19 protein-coding genes are annotated in these 15,082 nt (G+C 52.3%); 9 read left to right on the top strand and 10 right to left on the bottom strand.

Annotation, left to right across the window (positions count from 1 at the left end):
- Nucleotides 1–2 precede the first annotated feature (2 nt).
- The 5 genes from M1158_01840 to M1158_01820 all read right to left on the bottom strand — a co-directional run bounded on the left by M1158_01840 (nt 3) and on the right by M1158_01820 (nt 5,220).
- Complete coding sequence (locus tag M1158_01840; protein MCL5099844.1) at nt 3–956, bottom strand: NAD-dependent epimerase/dehydratase family protein; 954 nt, start codon at nt 954–956, stop codon at nt 3–5.
- Between the two features lie 7 nt (nt 957–963).
- Complete coding sequence (locus M1158_01835; GenBank protein ID MCL5099843.1) at nt 964–1,854, bottom strand: NAD-dependent epimerase/dehydratase family protein; 891 nt, start codon at nt 1,852–1,854, stop codon at nt 964–966.
- Nucleotides 1,855–1,858: 4 nt separating this feature from the next.
- Nucleotides 1,859–2,455 (bottom strand): SIS domain-containing protein, encoded by a 597-nt coding sequence (locus M1158_01830; protein ID MCL5099842.1) that lies wholly within the window; start codon nt 2,453–2,455, stop codon nt 1,859–1,861.
- Nucleotides 2,456–2,465: 10 nt separating this feature from the next.
- On the bottom strand, nt 2,466–3,464 hold the full coding sequence (locus tag M1158_01825) for a kinase (GenBank protein ID MCL5099841.1): 999 nt from the start codon (nt 3,462–3,464) through the stop codon (nt 2,466–2,468).
- A gap of 472 nt (nt 3,465–3,936) precedes the next feature.
- Nucleotides 3,937–5,220 (bottom strand): HAD-IIIA family hydrolase, encoded by a 1,284-nt coding sequence (locus tag M1158_01820; protein ID MCL5099840.1) that lies wholly within the window; start codon nt 5,218–5,220, stop codon nt 3,937–3,939.
- A gap of 212 nt (nt 5,221–5,432) precedes the next feature.
- Here M1158_01820 and M1158_01815 point away from each other — a divergent pair, with 212 nt between their 5' ends.
- Nucleotides 5,433–6,713 carry an MFS transporter gene (locus M1158_01815; GenBank protein ID MCL5099839.1) on the top strand — a complete coding sequence of 427 codons (1,281 nt, stop codon included), beginning with the start codon at nt 5,433–5,435 and terminating at the stop codon, nt 6,711–6,713.
- A 77-nt stretch (nt 6,714–6,790) separates the two neighbouring features.
- On the opposite strand, the gene M1158_01810 is transcribed toward M1158_01815, so the two are convergent.
- From M1158_01810 to M1158_01790, 5 genes are all read right to left on the bottom strand, one after another.
- A complete protein-coding gene (locus M1158_01810) occupies nt 6,791–7,417 on the bottom strand; it encodes a hypothetical protein (GenBank protein ID MCL5099838.1) in 627 nt (208 codons plus the stop codon).
- A 4-nt stretch (nt 7,418–7,421) separates the two neighbouring features.
- Nucleotides 7,422–8,021, bottom strand: coding sequence for a winged helix-turn-helix transcriptional regulator (locus tag M1158_01805; protein MCL5099837.1), 600 nt, complete (start codon nt 8,019–8,021; stop codon nt 7,422–7,424).
- A 103-nt stretch (nt 8,022–8,124) separates the two neighbouring features.
- Nucleotides 8,125–8,313: a hypothetical protein gene (locus tag M1158_01800; protein ID MCL5099836.1), complete on the bottom strand. Its 189-nt coding sequence runs from the start codon at nt 8,311–8,313 to the stop codon at nt 8,125–8,127.
- A 15-nt stretch (nt 8,314–8,328) separates the two neighbouring features.
- Complete coding sequence (locus M1158_01795) at nt 8,329–8,775, bottom strand: SWIM zinc finger family protein (GenBank protein MCL5099835.1); 447 nt, start codon at nt 8,773–8,775, stop codon at nt 8,329–8,331.
- 14 nt (nt 8,776–8,789) lie between these two features.
- Entirely contained in the window at nt 8,790–9,005 is a 216-nt protein-coding gene (locus M1158_01790) for a hypothetical protein (protein MCL5099834.1), read from the bottom strand.
- 298 nt (nt 9,006–9,303) lie between these two features.
- Here M1158_01790 and M1158_01785 point away from each other — a divergent pair, with 298 nt between their 5' ends.
- The 8 genes from M1158_01785 to M1158_01750 all read left to right on the top strand — a co-directional run bounded on the left by M1158_01785 (nt 9,304) and on the right by M1158_01750 (nt 15,043).
- Nucleotides 9,304–9,936, top strand: a complete 633-nt coding sequence (locus tag M1158_01785) for a hypothetical protein (GenBank protein ID MCL5099833.1) — start codon at nt 9,304–9,306, stop codon at nt 9,934–9,936.
- A gap of 13 nt (nt 9,937–9,949) precedes the next feature.
- The gene (locus M1158_01780; protein MCL5099832.1) at nt 9,950–10,690 is read left to right on the top strand and encodes a nucleotidyl transferase AbiEii/AbiGii toxin family protein; all 741 of its coding nucleotides are present in this window, start codon (nt 9,950–9,952) and stop codon (nt 10,688–10,690) included.
- A gap of 127 nt (nt 10,691–10,817) precedes the next feature.
- Nucleotides 10,818–11,168: a hypothetical protein gene (locus M1158_01775; protein ID MCL5099831.1), complete on the top strand. Its 351-nt coding sequence runs from the start codon at nt 10,818–10,820 to the stop codon at nt 11,166–11,168.
- A gap of 77 nt (nt 11,169–11,245) precedes the next feature.
- Nucleotides 11,246–12,121: a hypothetical protein gene (locus M1158_01770; protein ID MCL5099830.1), complete on the top strand. Its 876-nt coding sequence runs from the start codon at nt 11,246–11,248 to the stop codon at nt 12,119–12,121.
- A gap of 54 nt (nt 12,122–12,175) precedes the next feature.
- On the top strand, nt 12,176–12,562 hold the full coding sequence (locus M1158_01765) for a hypothetical protein (GenBank protein MCL5099829.1): 387 nt from the start codon (nt 12,176–12,178) through the stop codon (nt 12,560–12,562).
- A gap of 51 nt (nt 12,563–12,613) precedes the next feature.
- The gene (locus M1158_01760) at nt 12,614–12,940 is read left to right on the top strand and encodes a hypothetical protein (protein ID MCL5099828.1); all 327 of its coding nucleotides are present in this window, start codon (nt 12,614–12,616) and stop codon (nt 12,938–12,940) included.
- Nucleotides 12,941–12,981: 41 nt separating this feature from the next.
- Nucleotides 12,982–13,353: a hypothetical protein gene (locus tag M1158_01755; GenBank protein ID MCL5099827.1), complete on the top strand. Its 372-nt coding sequence runs from the start codon at nt 12,982–12,984 to the stop codon at nt 13,351–13,353.
- A 289-nt stretch (nt 13,354–13,642) separates the two neighbouring features.
- Complete coding sequence (locus M1158_01750) at nt 13,643–15,043, top strand: putative DNA binding domain-containing protein (protein ID MCL5099826.1); 1,401 nt, start codon at nt 13,643–13,645, stop codon at nt 15,041–15,043.
- Nucleotides 15,044–15,082: the final 39 nt, after the last annotated feature.

Genomic DNA, 15,082 nt, shown 5'->3' with positions numbered 1-15,082 from the left:
TTTTAAGTTGTTAACTTCTCGACTGCATGCCTAACGACCTCGTCAGACGTATTATACTTCATTTTAATGCCTAATTTCAGCATCCTCGTGTTGTCCAGGTGCGTGTTCGTGACATCTCCAGGCCATCCCTGCCTTGTGCCCGTGTATCTTATCCTTGCTTCAGGAGAGACCCTCGCTATTACCTGTCTGGCTATCTCTGCAACGCTGGTCTGGCCGCTTGTGGCAAGATTGATTATCTGGTTTGGTTTCGCATTTTCATATGCGAAGACCATGGCATCAACGCAGTCCACTACATCCATGTAAGCCTTGCGCTGTTTCCCGTTTCCCAGCACCTCAAGGCTTTTGGGGTTCTTTTCTAGTTTATGTATAAGGTCTACAATCACGCCGTGTGTCTGGTTCCTGCCCACGATGTTGGCAAACCTGTATATGTAGTAGTTTATTCCGTAGAGACTGCCATATGCGGTTATCAGGCCTTCGCATGCGAGCTTCGATGCCGCATAGAGCGATATAGGCTTCAGGGGACCGTAGTTCTCGGGGGTCGGCTTTACATTGGCCATACCATAGATTGCACTGGTGGACGAATACAGGATCGACTTAACGCCATTCTGCCTGGCGGCTTCCAGAAGATTGTGGGTCGCGACTGGTCCCTGCTGTATGTCAAGATCAGTCTCTTTTGTGCCGCGCTGTATGTCTGGATTCGCGGCGAAGTGAACTACCACTTCAGGCTTCTCCTCCTTCATCACCCTGCTGAGGGTCTTGTAATCCAGGACGTCGCCCTTCACGAACCTGAACTTCCTGTTTTTTATGAAACCCTTTATCAAGTCGCACCTGCCGGAGCTCAGGTTGTCGTATACGATTACCCTTCCTGCCCTGCCCAGCATGCGTTCCACGAAATTGCTGCCTATGAAGCCCGCTCCTCCTGTCACCAGAACTGTTTTCCCATCTATTTTAGGCATGGCATCATCACCCTGGTTTATTGGAGCCCGCAATCCATTCGACGGCGTCCGTAAACCTGTAATCCCCTATCGCGGCCCTTAGCTTTGCGCTGTCCGACCTGGTCAAGTACTGGTAGCTTGAGAGCGGATTTCGCACATATCTCAATGCATCGGCATTTATCCTTTTCGCTATATCCGTGTACGATACGGCCTTGCCGGTGCCGACGTTGTACACTCCAGGCTGCGCCTTTCCCAGCAGCTCCAGGATTATCTTGGCAGCATCTTCCACGTAGACGAAATCCCTTGCCTGGTTGCCGTCGCCGTATACCAGCAGAGGCCTGCCCTCTCTGCTGTCCTTCATGAACCTGCTTATTATGCTGGCATAGTCGCCTTTCTCGTTCTCGCCGGGGCCATAGACGTTGAAGAGGCGCATGCCTATCGTTTCCATCCCATAGGCATCTGCGTAAGATTTGGCGATCATCTCGTTCATGAGCTTCGACTTCGCGTAATGGCTCTTCTGCTCCTGCATGCTTATCACAGAGTCTTCCGAGAAACCGCTCTTGTCCGTGTAGACCGCCGCGCTGGACGCATACAGGAACTTCTTGACGTTGTTCCTTCTTGCCGCCTCTATCACGTTCATGAAGCCCGTAATGTTCGTGTCGTAGCACTCCTTGAGCCCCTTCTCGAACTCGACGTTCGAAGTTACGGCTGCCAAATGCACCACGTAGTCTGCGCCTTTCATCGCGGCTTCCACCTTCGCCGTGTCGCGGATGTCAGCCTTAACGAACTCCACGTTGAGCTGCTCTTTCATGTCTGCTATGTCCATGCCCTTCACACTGAAGCCCTGGGCCAACGCCTCCTTCGCGAGGTTCCTGCCGATGAAGCCTGCGATGCCAGTTATGAAGAGACGCTCTACCATGCAATCATTGTCTCTCATCGTTGTGCTTGAAGGCATAGACCAACGCGTGGTTGACCATCAGGTGGAAGTCCTCCAGCCTGTACATCAGGTTGTCAGGCACTATGAGCGCTATCTTGGCCATCTTGCCTAGCTTCCCGCCGGCCTCGTTTATCATGCCGGTTATGCCTATCGTGGTGTTGCCCATGCCGTTCGCGTACTCTATCGCCTTCACGACGTTCGGGGAGTTGCCGCTGCCGCTTATGCCTATCAGTATGTCGCCCTTGGCCAGGAAGTTCTTGAGCTGCTCCACGAATATGGAGTCATAGGAATCGTCGTTCGCCCAGGCCATCATGACAGGCACGTTGTCGTTTAGGCATATGGCCCTGAACCTCTTCTTGCCCTCGCGTATCGCGGTCTTGTTCAGGTCAGCTACCATGTGCGACGCTGTAGCAGCGCTGCCGCCGTTGCCCATTATGTAGACGCTGGCGCCCTGCTCTGCCGCGTTCTCTATTGCCATGGCAATGTCCTTGAGCTTTGGGCTGAGCTTCTTGAACTCCTTAGCGACCTCAACGCTCCTCTCGATGTAATCCTCTAGATCAGCCACGAATTTTTTTTCGTCCATGCAATTACCATCAATCGCCAACGTATATTATGCTGCTTCCCTGTGGCTCCAGCTCGAACTCCTGTACTGTAAGTCCGGGGAGCGCCTTCCTGACGGCCTCCTGCTTGCTTGGGGGCGTGAACAGAAGCAAAAAGCCGCCGCCGCCTGCGCCTATTATCTTGCCGCCCAGGGCGCCTGCCTTTCTTGCCCTGTCGTACCATCCGTCTATCGTCTTGTCGGATATGCTGCCCTCAAGCTTCTTCTTTAGCATCCAGTTCTCATGCAGGAGCCTGCCCGTGTCCTGCCAGTTGCCCTTCGTGAGGTTCTCGTACAGCCTGTAGGCAAGGTCGCGCATAGCGTCGTAGCTCTTCAGGTTCGGCTTGGCGCTGTCGGACTGCTTTTTGAGTATAACGCCAGAGTTCCTCTGCTTGCCGGTATAGAGCATCTGCAGGTGGCTCCTAAGGCTCGTCCTGGCCTCTTCCGTCATGACTACGGGCCTGACGGCCACGCTCTCATCCTTGTTGAACTCCATGAACTGCAGGCCGCCATATGCCGCTATGTACTCGTCCTGCTTGCCTCCCGGTTCCTTGAGCACGTCCCTTGCTATGTGCACCGCTTCCTCGGCAAGCTGCCTTGGAGGGACCAGTTCCCCATTCCACGCGTGCAATGCATTGAGCAGCCCTACCAGGAACGAGCTGCTTGATCCAAGGCCGGTGCCGCCGGACGGTATGTCTGATATGCTGACTATCTCTATGCCGCCGTCTATGCCAAGAAGCCTAAGGGCCTCCCTGATTGAGGGATGCTGTATGTCTTCGACGTGCGGCACTATCTCAGTCTTCGAGTAGCTGACCCTTATCTCGTTGTCGAACTTCTTGTTCACTATTATGTAGATGTACTTGTTTATCGCTGCGTTGACCACTGCGCCGGGGCCGTTGAGCCTGTAGTAGGCGCCTATGTCAGTGCCCCCACCGGTGAATGTTATGCGCAACGGCGTCCTTGTCATTATCATCCTGTTCTTTAGGGCAGGCATGCATCTACTTCATAATTCAGCTTTTTATGCCTTGTCGTAGCTATGTTACCTGGGCATGCCCATGGACGAGAAGGAGATTGGCGAATACCTGGAGAGGGCGCACTAAAACGATGGTGTAAATACTTTCACGCAAAAACTTGCACGATGCCAGAAGAGACAGTGTTGTGATGCCCATTTTCAAGTATGCTTCCAGAAATTCGAGCATGGGAACCCAGAGTTCATAGACCTGCTGAAGATAGACCAGCACTCATCACATGTCTGGAAACAAGAAGATGACAGTACCCAAAAGCACTAAAACGTGCATCTCAAGGTGCACTGGCTTTTGGGTTTTACCCGTCAATTACTATGTGCCCAATTAAATATAAAAGCCTTTCTGGGAGTTCTGCGTATCCAACCGATTGAAAGAGCGCAGGCAGGCCCAATGACATGGCGGGTTTGGCTATAGGTGTTGACAGCAAGAAGCCTTCATGTATTACTGCTCATGGTTGCCCGCTCCCAATTGCCGCCTGCCTTTCCATGCCATTTTCGCCCTGTCGAGCCTTTCGGGATTGTCTATCGGGTACCACATGCCCTCCGAGACGAATGCGTACATCCTGACATCCTTCGTGTGCCTTTGGAGGAAGTCCCGCTCGAACGAGAACGCTTTCTTCCTTGGCAGCTTGCCGTGTATGCCCGTATCGAGTATTAGTTTTCCAATACTTATAAGTTTGCTTGGCGCGTCCTTAGGTTCCGGCTTCTCAACGAAGCCGGTGATCCTGCTGCCTACCAGCGCCACAACTCCGGAATTCCTTATTTCGCTGGCGTTGGCCGCCTTCCTGACGAGTATCGTGAGTTCGGCTTTCTTCGCCCTGTGCATCGCGTACATGCCTGCCAAATCCAGGGTGAACAAATCGTCTCCGTATGTCATCAGCAGGTCGCCCTCATAGCTCTTCCTTATCTGCCCCAGGGCAAGCCTTATGGCCCCGCCAGTGCCCAACGGCTTGCTCGGATCCTCGCGCACGTACCTAATCGTGGCATTCGTCTTGTAGCGCTTCAGGTACGATACTATCATATTTGCCTTGTAGCCGACAGAGACATAGATGCGGCGCACGCCGTTCCCTGCCAGTTCGTCGATTATGTGCGCTATCACAGGCTTGCCGTTGACCCTGACGAGCGGCTTCGGCATCCTGTAGGTTATAGGCCTGAGCCTGGTGCCCTTGCCGCCCGCGAGTATTAGCGCGACTTCCGGCACGCTGCCGCTCATCGCTATCTTTACTACGTCTTTGAAATCCCTCGCGTAGAAATCGGGCTTCGCATCGTCCCTGTCCCTTACCTGTATGCTGCGCACGCGCATCGCGCGCGCAAGCCCTATGTCTGCCTTGCTGTTCCCGACCACGAAAGAGTTCTTCAGGTCTATCGGGAAGTCCTTGAGCGCCTGCTCCATCAGGCCGGTCCTTGGTTTCCTGCAGTTGCAGTTGTCTTCAGGCATGTGCGGGCAGTAGTAGAAGGCGTCTATGCGCCCGCCTGCCTTCTCCACTTCCCGCCTGATCTTGGCATGCATGCCTGCAACGTCTTTCCTGGTGTAGTAGCCTCGTGCTATTCCCGACTGGTTGGTGAGGACTATTATGTAGAAGCGCCTCGAGAGCAGCGCCAGGGCACCTGGCACGTCCTTGTAAATCCTTATCTGGCCGGCGTTCCGGCAGTACGGGCAATCCTTGTTCAGAGTGCCGTCCCTGTCGAGGAACAATGCTGGCCTGAGCGTTCTGTTCAATCGCATACCCCTGGGGTTTGATTGTAGCAATTTGCACGCGCTGTATAAATATGCATCTGATTTGGCTGGGCACCATCCGCAGCACATTTGTCGCCAATGCAATAATGGATATCTACAACGCATGACCGTCTGCGTGGATTGCCTGCGAAAATTCGATGCGATCCGCGCGCTCATGAACGCTGTGCTGACTTCGCAAGCATTAAATACTTTTATTTTGAGTGAGTAAGCGGATAGGTGTGGGGGAGAAATCCAAGCCTGGCGCCAGCTCTGGCGCTAATCGCTTTCCTTGGGGCGCGGTGATAGCGCTTGCCATGGGCATGCTCGTGTATGGCGTGGCTGAGAGCTACGGCCCCGTATCTGCGATAGGCCAGATCTTCCCGAAGAACCTTGTTTATGTCGCGTTCAGCCTCCCGTACGTTGCAGGTGGCATAGGCGCGCTGCTCGCAGGCTACCTTGCCGACAGGATAGGCAGGAGGAAGTCATTCCTCATAGCGTCGCTCCTGATAGTGCTGGGCATATTAATTTACATCGCGGGCCCCACCAACATACCTGCGCTTATCGTATCGTTCGTGCTCATAGGCATGGCAGCGATAGGGCTCGAGACGCCAATACTTTCGATAATAGCGGAGAGCATACCTGCGAAGTGGCGCGGGAACACTGAGGTGATAGTCCAGAACTTCGGCAACCTCGGCGTGGCGCTCCTTTTCATACCGCTCTTCCTGAACTTAAGCTCGCTACAGATCGAGACTGCTGTTGCTTTGCTCTTCCTCGCGCCGCTCGCGGCGCTCGTGATCGGCTACTTCACCGTCGGCGAGTCAAGGCCGTGGAAGGCGCTTACCAAGGGCGGCAACGTAAGGCAGACCTGGAAAGCAATAGACGGCGAGGCCGAGCACATCAGGCCAAATACGGGCATGGGCCTGAGGTTCTCTGTCATCATAATACTAGGCATAGTGCAGAACGTAGCTTTCCTCTACATAACGTACGGCGTCGGCTTCTTCTACTTCGCCAGCAAGCTTGCTTCTGCAATACCTGTGATGGGCGGTCTCACTATGGTCGTGGTGGGCATACTCTTCGGCCTGAACGTGCACAGGTTCTCGAGGAAGAACGCTGCGCTGTGGTCATACGGCCTGCTCGTGCTCTTCTGGGCGGTCCTATGGGCGTACGTTGCGCTTACGGGATCCACGTCAGGCCTGCTTCTCGTCTTCCTGACTGGCATACTCTTCATATTCGTCGAGACGACGTGGGGCACAAGGGCCATGCTCGAGCCCGAGATGTTCCCGACAAAGATGCGCGGCACTTACATCTCCTATGTCAGGGCGGTGGTATGGATAGTCGCGGCCCTGATATTCGGCGTGCTATCATTCTACACGCTCTCGTTCAATGCAGAGGCAGCCATAGTAATGCTCGTATTCCTGATAGGCCTCGCGATGAGCATCGCATGGTACCTCAAGGGCTTCGAGACCGGGATGAGGAGCCTGGCAAAGCACGACACAGCATAAGCCTGGCTTTTCCTGCATGCATATTGGCCATGAGGGGTGGCAAAGCCATGTTAAAAGAAGCGGCTTAAGCGTCGGCGCTACAGTATTGCAAGCAGTTGCTGTCTGTATTTTCTCTTCAGCTTGGAGAAGCTGTTCGCATTAAGGCCAAGATATTTTACAAGCGACGGATCGAAACCGTCAAGGGCGCCGAGCAGCTCTCTTAGATAGCCGTATAAGCCATGCCTGACTGCCAGCTCCTTGAGCCGGTGCAGGTCCATGTCAGGACAAAACAGCAAGCCAATAATGTCTATCGCGTCTTTGCTGCCCTTTATGCTGTTCTTCCTTGCCGTGTATGCGCCTAGCTTGAGCAGAATGAGCACTTCAGCCTTTGGCACGGTAAACCCTTCACGCGATACAGTCGCGCCAATGATGTCCCTGATAGGCAGGGCGAGTCTTGAATAGCCAGGCACGTATACGTCTATGTCGAATCCTTCCCCGAGCTTCACCTCATACCTTTTGAGCCGGTCATTTTTGCTGAGCGTGTAGTCTGCCTGCAGCTTCCTCAGCTCTGGATAATCCACTATTATGTCGATATCTTTTGACTTATGCAGCTTTGTGTAGAGGTAGACCGCCCATCCGCCTATCAGCACGAACTCCAGCTCTTTCCGCAATCCTATCAGTTTCTTCCAGCTTAGGTCCGTCAGCTCGTCGTTCCAGAACTCCATGCTATCATCCGAAAAGCCTTTTCGAGAGCGCGTCTGTGAACTCCTTCGCATACCATGTCTTTATGTTCCAAAGATCCGCGAAGATATTGGGCACCGGCACCACTCTTGCTTTGCCGGAAGCGATTCTCTTGGACAGCACGGCATCGGCCCTTAGGACGAACAGGTTTGGGGCTGTACCCTGCTTGGGGAACCTTTGCCGTATGGCCTCTCCGGCAGCTTCGGTAACATATACGAAGACCTCGCTGTAATCGGCAGGCACATTGCCGTATGTTTTCTTGTAGGCAGTATATGCCGTAAAGGCTATGCCATTAGGCAGGCTGGCCTCGGTGTCTGCAACGCTCAGCTCAGACAGGGCCTTGTATATCACATCATTGTACAGCTTTCTGTGCGTAGCCCAGTACAGCAGCAGCCTGTCCAGCGCGGTAACCCTGAATGACCTGCGCCCTACTGCAACTGCATTTATCTCTTCAAGTTTTGAGAGAGCGCGGTTCACGTTGCCGATAGAAATGTGCAACCTTTCTGAGAGCTCTTTCTGGGTGAACCTATCGGTGCCTGCAAGAAAGTCGGCAGCGATCTCGCGATAGAGCACCTCGTAAAGCTTCATATTTCAGTTATTTATCAGCAATATATTTAAATGTTTCATTTTTTATTAAAACTTATAAAAGGCAGGCTGACAAAAAAGTATAAGGGCTTCTGTCTGGCTGTGCCTACAAGCGCTTGTATGACGAGCCCCTCCCTCCGCTTTGCCTGACGATAATTCCAGCCGCCATCATACTGTTCAGGTCCATCATGGCAACATAGTACGGAACGTTGTTGAGCTTCATATAGGCTGACGCCTTTATGCTCTCTTCCTCGCGAATCGCTTTGGCCGCGCGCTCCTTCCTCTCTTCCGACACCACATAGTGGCGCTCTTACCTCCTGAGTTGCGGGACGCCGAAGATGGCGTCAAATTCCGACTTGTGCCTTATGTATATGTTCCTGAGCCTGATGACGTGCTTGCACGGCATCTTGTTGTACTGCGCGCTCTCGCAATCGCACTTGCCCTTGCCAGCCAGTTTCTGAATGCTTACCGGATGCACGGGCGCTATCACGTAATGGTAGAAGCCGCGCCTGCTTTCGCTCTCCACAAAGCCTTTCAGCATAAGCACAGAACCGTCTAGCGCGACGTTGAGCACCGCGATGTGGTTATGCCTTTGCTTATCATTGACCCAGTATCCTACGTTGAAGCTGAGCACCTCGCTCTTCGTGAAGAACCTTTTAAGGTTGCTGGTGTTGGATGTGCGGGCCAGCGCCTCTGCGCGCAGGTCCGCCTGCGCCTTGGTAACATCCTTCAATGCAACACCAGCGCTCTTTTCCATCGCATCACTTCAATTCAATTATAGAGTTCCTTGACACCTTGAAAAACGAAACGCCGCTGCCTGTGCACCAGCGACCTCGAACTCATGCCCCTTGAAAGGTCGGCCAGGTCCTTCATGGATATGATGGTGTGGACGTCAGAGAGCTTCCCCACCAGGCTGTAGTCGTGGTAGACATTGTTCAGGAAGCGCTCCTTGTCCAGCTCTAGCTTGAACGCGTTGCGAGAAGCCACAGAACCTCCATTCTGGCTTGGTGCGTTCTGATATTTATGAATTTCTTTTGGAAAATTTTGCCCAACAATTGCAGCAAAACAAGCCTATTGATGAGCTTGCAGGCAGCGTGACATCCCCTCCTAACTAAAGGTCAGGAGCTTCCCCTGCGGTTGCAGGGTATATTCCATCATTTGATATCATGTGTGAGCCAAGTAATGCAACAGTGCGTAATATAAGATAGCATATAATATCATTTGATATTATATGTAATACAAATATGCGATACTTATAAATAACCATGCCTCGCATGTATGGCCGATGAACAGCGTGGGCTTCACAAGCAGGCTTAAGGAGCTGGGCCTGCCGGTCGTGACAGTGGCAACTGCAAGCAGCATACTGCAGAAGAGCCCGGCATACACGAGACTCTACATTCGCAGGCTGCGTATGGCCGGTGCGCTAAAACTGGTCGAATGGGGCAAATACTGCCTTCCGGGCACAGACGACTATACAATCGCATCTAGGATAATCCCAAATTCCTACATAACGGGCTATGCTGCGCTGGAGCACTACAGGCTTACTACGCAGCTTGCGTTCAAGCTGCAAGTTGTGTCTATGAAGTACCACAGGCCGCTGAGGCTCTCAGAGCATACTGCAGAGTTTGTCAAGGTAAAGAGGGAGTTCATCTACGGCTTTGTCGGGACGTGGAACGGCCCTGCGTTCGCAGAGCCCGAGAAGATCTTCATAGATGACCTGTACCTGCATGGCAGGCAGTACTATAGCGAGGAATTCGAATATGCCCTTAACGCCAATAAGATAGACGTAGAAAAGCTGAACCTCTATGCCGAGATGTCAGGCAATAAGACGCTCATGGCGAGGATAAGGGCGCTCGTCGATTATGCGGCAGCGCCGAAGGAGCGCGCAAAAGTGGTATCGAGGCGCATGGACACGTAAAGGTGTGGACATTATGGAAACAATAATGAAAGGCTGGTTCAGCGCAAAGCAGCGCGCCCACACTGCGGTGCTGCGCGACCTGCTCATACAGATATACGCACGCAAGCCTGCCGATCTCGCATTCAAGGGGGGCACAGCGCTTGCGTTCTTCTACGGCAGCGACAGGTTCTCCAAGGACATAGATTTCTCGTCGCCGAACATAGAAGGTTATACGGTCATAGACGACGTTCTGGAGTCGTTCGAGAAGGAGTACAGCTACAAGATACTGAACGCATGGGAGGACAATATATATGAAACGCGCAGCTTCAGGAGGTACATTCTGACATTTGGCTACGGGCAGTTTCAGGACATCAATGTTACCATAGATTACAGCATAGGCAAATGTGCGCTGGGGCTCGAGAACAGGGAGCTGTCGAACGGGTACAGCGCATCAAGCGTAAGCGTGATGAAGCCAGAGGAGCTGCTTGCGGAGAAGGTGCGCGCGCTTTATTCTAGGCAGAAGGCGCGCGACCTCTACGATCTGCACTACCTGTGTGCTGTGCTTCATACCAGGATAAGCCTCGGCGCAATAGCAGGCAAGCTTGCCGAAGACCCGAGCCTGAAAGGCGTCAAGTATTCGTTCACATCGTTCAAGGAGAGAATTGAAGGCCTAAGGCCGTTCTGGGGAGAGCTCAGGGAGCTCGTTGCCAACTTCGAGGCGCTCGATTTCAATGACATCAGCACTGCAGCGCTGAGCGCTTTCAGGAACGTCTGACGCTGCATTTACACGGGTTATGGCCTTATTACTTATGCGAATGCTGCAGGTACGTCTCTGCACCGTCGAAACTGGGCGCGCCAAGCTATAAATATCTGGAAAGCCGCAGCATAATAGCGTGGTACCAATGACCATTACTCGCCCAGCGCAGACAGCTCTCGAGAAGATGATTGAGACGTTAGACAAAGCGCCCTCTGGCAGGGTGACAGGCAACATATCAGACCTGAATGGCATACTAAGCGACAAGGGCAACAGCACAGACAAGCGCGTGCAGGTGGCAAAACTGAATATGCCAGGCGGCCCGAGGTACCTGGTATCGCGCAGCGTTCTTATTGATAATAGAGACGATGAAAACTGGCAATCAAGGCATTTCATAATCCAAGTGGTATACAAAGATAGTACATTCTCTTTCTTCCCCCTTAGTAACGAAGAGTATGAAGACCTGGACCCCAGGACGCTCATGCCAATGGGACGATAAGCTCGATGGGCGCCTGACGAGCCGATTGCAACATATAAATATCTCCTGCGACGCAATATCCTTACCGAGGGGGTTGCATGGTTGACACTTTGATGCTTGGCAATTCTAACGTGCATGGTTCTAGTGCAGCAGTGGCGCGCATAGCAGCCAACGAGGGGCTTCCTCACAGGATTAAGCTTGACCGCCATAATGCTAACGAGCAGATGATTTACGGCCGCAGCTTGCTGAATGGGCTCACAGGCTACCAGATCAGCGAACTGCCTGACATAGCGATACACCAGCACCGCGACGACAGGCTCGCGGCGCAGCTTCACGATGGCACTATACACTACTACGGGCTCGAGAACGTAACTACGGAGCTGACATGCCACGAGCTTTTCCACCAGGCGCAGCACGAGTTCAGGGAGCGCCGTGACATGACGAACGATTCTGATATGTCGTACCTGCTCCGGGCGGGCCCCGAAGGCGTTCTTGGAGAATACGGTGCCAACAAGAGGAGCATAATCTGGAACGCCATGAACGAGGCTGGCGCGTACCTGTTCGGGTTCTATGCTGCATATGCTTCAGGGCATGGAAAGGGGCAGGATGGCAGCAAGGTCGCAGACGCGCTCTTCCAGAAGTTCAAGGCCGACTATGGCGTTGATATGAACGACGCTTATGAGAGGCTCATGGCAACCGTGCTGTCTGCGGACCTAGACACGGCAGAAACCATACCGAGCATAACGAGGTCTGGCATGGCCGTCTCTTCGCGCGGCGCGCTCGCTGCGCTGTTCGCAGGTCTTATATACGAGATGGATAACTTCGACTTGGGCAGGGCGCTGGCCGACTTCCTTGATGACCCTGACAAGAGCATAGCGCGCGTGCTGAGCCTTGGAGCTGAGGGCGCAAAGGGGCGTTTCGAGCACTTTCAGCTGTACCTTATGGGCGTGCCGGAATTGATGCGCAATGAATAAATATCTCCTAAGCCATACTGTTCGGGAGCAAAATAGCGTTAATGTGTGGATTTAATGCCCTCTATAGATTACACACCGTATAATGTATCTGTGCCCCTAAGGGGCGCGGGCGAGCCGATAAAGCAGGCCGGAGACCGGGGCCAAGAAACACATAGAGCCATGGCCAGCATTCACTCCTGGCTCCGCAGAGAGGGGCACAGGCCTGAAGCCGATGGCCCGGACGGCGGGCAGCCTATTGTAAAGAAAAACAGCCATACATTCGTTTACCAGGTCACGGCGATGTTCTCCCCGCTTGCAGCCGCGGCAGGGCTTGCATGGGCCGGGCTGAAGACGAACGATCCGCATCTCGTGGTTTATGCGTTCGGTACAGTCATCGCGGGCACGTTCATGAGCATAGGGAGCATTATAGTCTGGGGCGCGGGCGAAGAGAGTAGCGGCTGAGGCCCATACGGCTGAATAACGCGCGTGGCAGCGCGCACTTATGGTGCATGTATGAGAGACAAGCAGATCAACATCGAACCCTTGGAAGTCAGGGAGCGCGTGATATGTGCGCTCCTTGACGAGATTGAGAGGCTGCCGGAAGGCACAAGGTATGGGAGCAGGGTATTCACCGATCTCGCAGATGGGGTGCGCAAGCGGTTGGGCGACAACAGCATCACGGACAGGCTTGTACGCGAGCGCGTATCAGACCTGTTCATGTTTGCGCTCGTTGCAGAGGACGGGAAAGGCCTGAGAATCACGACCCATGGCAGAGAGGCGCAGCAGGGCCTGGCGGCCAAGTACAGCGCTGCCAAGCCGCGCACCCAATCAACTCAATAGAACAGCAAAAAAGGACAGCAAAACCATAGTGGTGTTGATTCATGATCGAGAAAACGGTCAGCAAGGGGGAACGCTTCCACTCAAGCGGCAAGTTCACCATCGACGAAACGCCGGGCTGCTTCGTCTGCGGTGGCGATAAAGGCATGCACAACGCAATTACTGCGTTCGTAGACTCCGATGAGTCTGCCGGCAGGATTGCCAGCATGTTCGGGAGAGGGGCAATGCCCAGCAAGCTGTTTTTCAATGGGTATTTGGGCGGATCCGCACTCATTAGAGTGGGCGCATGCGACAAGCATGTCGGCAACCTTCAGTACCTTCTTGCGCTTGCGCACCGCGCGGGCAACAGCATAACGCAAGAGATAGTCGACGAGGCCATGAAGCATGGCAGGCCAGCCGTGTTGGCTCACAGATAATGCTCGCTCATCAGCCTCAGCCCCTCGTCTAGGCCAATTTTCGCCTCGTAGCCGAGCTCTTTCTTGGACTTGCCTGTATCTGCGAGCGTCTCCATCACGTAGTTCTTGACTGGCATTTCTATGTATTTCGGCTCTATGTCGTTTTCTCAATTTCTCTAGGGGTTCATATACTTAAAGACAACGTAAAGCAAATCAATAAATAACTAATCATTATAGTTATTTTATAGTAAATTAGTAGTAATTCGGTAACATCCTATAAGCATAGTGCATCCAGGCGCATGGCGATTCGATGGTTTATACAAAGGAACTTATAAAAGAAATCATAGATGAATGGGAGGGCCCATCCATAGAAGTAAAGCAGGGGCTGTCAGAAAAAATAGGCAATACAATATCTGCCTTCGCCAACACTTTCGGAGGCACGATAGTCCTTGGACTTAATCCACAGAAGCAGGTGATGGGAATTGACGACGCAGATACAGCTTCGATGAAAATCCGGGAGCTGCTTGACAGATGCAGTCCTAGACCTCATGTAAATCAGGAATCCCTGGTTTATGAAGACAAGAAGCTTATTGTGATTAAGGTGGAACAGATTCCTTTTAATGAGGAACCATGCTTTTTCAACCGCAAATGCTTTGTGAGGCAAGGCAGCACAAACCTCGAACTTTATGGCAGGGAGCTCATAGGGTTCCTCAAGAATAGGACACTATTGAACTTTGAGGAACTGAAAAGTAGGATGAAGATGAACGACATTGATACTGGCGCCTTGTCTAGGCTAGTGCAGTCTAGAAGCCCTGACGAAGAAATGCATGATTTGAATACTGAAGGCGTTAGGAAGATGCTGTTTGCCCTTCGCGCAGCAAATTACAATGGCGAGTTTTACTTAAAGAACATAGCGGCGATGTTTTTTGCAAAAGATCCGCAGCAATTTGTGCCCAATCTGGAAGCGCGGGTTGTAAAATACAAGAGCAAAGAGCCAGAATTGGAGGCGATAGCTTCCGATAAAAGGATTAACGGCACGGTTCCAAACCTTATAGAAAAGGCTTTCATTATGGTAAAAGAAATCGCAGGTACCCGGTTTATAACAAAAGGGCTTGAGAGGATAGAAATTCCTGAATACCCAGATAAGGTAATTAGAGAGATGATAACCAATGCCATAGGCCATAGGGATTACTTCGATTCAAACGATGTGCTTATAGAACTCTATCCTGATAGGCTGCAGATTACGAATCCCGGTGGATTGCTTCAGGGGCAAACCATTCTGAATTTTTACAAGATCCCAAGGCATAGAAACCCGCTTGTATATCAGTTCCTGCACGACCTTAGATATGGAGAGGGCCTTGGCACTGGCGTACGCAAGATGATAAATTATATGCGAGAGGCAGGGCTTCCGGATCCGGAATTTCATAACATTGGTGATTCTTTTAGGGTTACAATATACAACGCATCTAGCGGCAAATCAAGGATGCGTTCAAATGCCTTAAACGCACGGCAGGAGGAGGCGCTGACTTTTCTTAAGGCAAACAAGAGCTTAAAACTCAAAGCTTATGCTGAACTCGTCGGCGTTTCACAGCCGACAGCTACAAAGGACCTAAACGAACTCATAACCCATGGCTTAGTACGCCGGATAGGAAAATTTCGGGGTGCATATTATGTTTTGGATGGTCACGGCGAAGGATATCCGGCCGATTAATTACTATAAAATAAAACACTTATGGTTTTATAGTAACCT

This window comes from Candidatus Marsarchaeota archaeon, assembly GCA_023473665.1.
Classification (GTDB): Archaea; Micrarchaeota; Micrarchaeia; order Micrarchaeales; family Micrarchaeaceae; genus JAMCYM01.
Note: the sequence above shows the minus strand (reverse complement) of the source record. Positions and strands in the feature narration are given on the sequence as shown.

Coding starts and splice junctions, on each gene's coding strand:
- M1158_01840 (MCL5099844.1), bottom strand. CDS start 956: ATGCCTAAAATAGATGGGAAAACAGTTCTGGTGACAGGAGGAGCGGGC.
- M1158_01835 (MCL5099843.1), bottom strand. CDS start 1,854: ATGGTAGAGCGTCTCTTCATAACTGGCATCGCAGGCTTCATCGGCAGG.
- M1158_01830 (MCL5099842.1), bottom strand. CDS start 2,455: ATGGACGAAAAAAAATTCGTGGCTGATCTAGAGGATTACATCGAGAGG.
- M1158_01825 (MCL5099841.1), bottom strand. CDS start 3,464: ATGCCTGCCCTAAAGAACAGGATGATAATGACAAGGACGCCGTTGCGC.
- M1158_01820 (MCL5099840.1), bottom strand. CDS start 5,220: ATGCGATTGAACAGAACGCTCAGGCCAGCATTGTTCCTCGACAGGGAC.
- M1158_01810 (MCL5099838.1), bottom strand. CDS start 7,417: ATGGAGTTCTGGAACGACGAGCTGACGGACCTAAGCTGGAAGAAACTG.
- M1158_01805 (MCL5099837.1), bottom strand. CDS start 8,021: ATGAAGCTTTACGAGGTGCTCTATCGCGAGATCGCTGCCGACTTTCTT.
- M1158_01795 (MCL5099835.1), bottom strand. CDS start 8,775: ATGGAAAAGAGCGCTGGTGTTGCATTGAAGGATGTTACCAAGGCGCAG.
- M1158_01785 (MCL5099833.1), top strand. CDS start 9,304: ATGAACAGCGTGGGCTTCACAAGCAGGCTTAAGGAGCTGGGCCTGCCG.
- M1158_01780 (MCL5099832.1), top strand. CDS start 9,950: ATGGAAACAATAATGAAAGGCTGGTTCAGCGCAAAGCAGCGCGCCCAC.
- M1158_01775 (MCL5099831.1), top strand. CDS start 10,818: ATGACCATTACTCGCCCAGCGCAGACAGCTCTCGAGAAGATGATTGAG.
- M1158_01770 (MCL5099830.1), top strand. CDS start 11,246: ATGGTTGACACTTTGATGCTTGGCAATTCTAACGTGCATGGTTCTAGT.
- M1158_01765 (MCL5099829.1), top strand. CDS start 12,176: ATGCCCTCTATAGATTACACACCGTATAATGTATCTGTGCCCCTAAGG.
- M1158_01760 (MCL5099828.1), top strand. CDS start 12,614: ATGAGAGACAAGCAGATCAACATCGAACCCTTGGAAGTCAGGGAGCGC.
- M1158_01755 (MCL5099827.1), top strand. CDS start 12,982: ATGATCGAGAAAACGGTCAGCAAGGGGGAACGCTTCCACTCAAGCGGC.
- M1158_01750 (MCL5099826.1), top strand. CDS start 13,643: ATGGTTTATACAAAGGAACTTATAAAAGAAATCATAGATGAATGGGAG.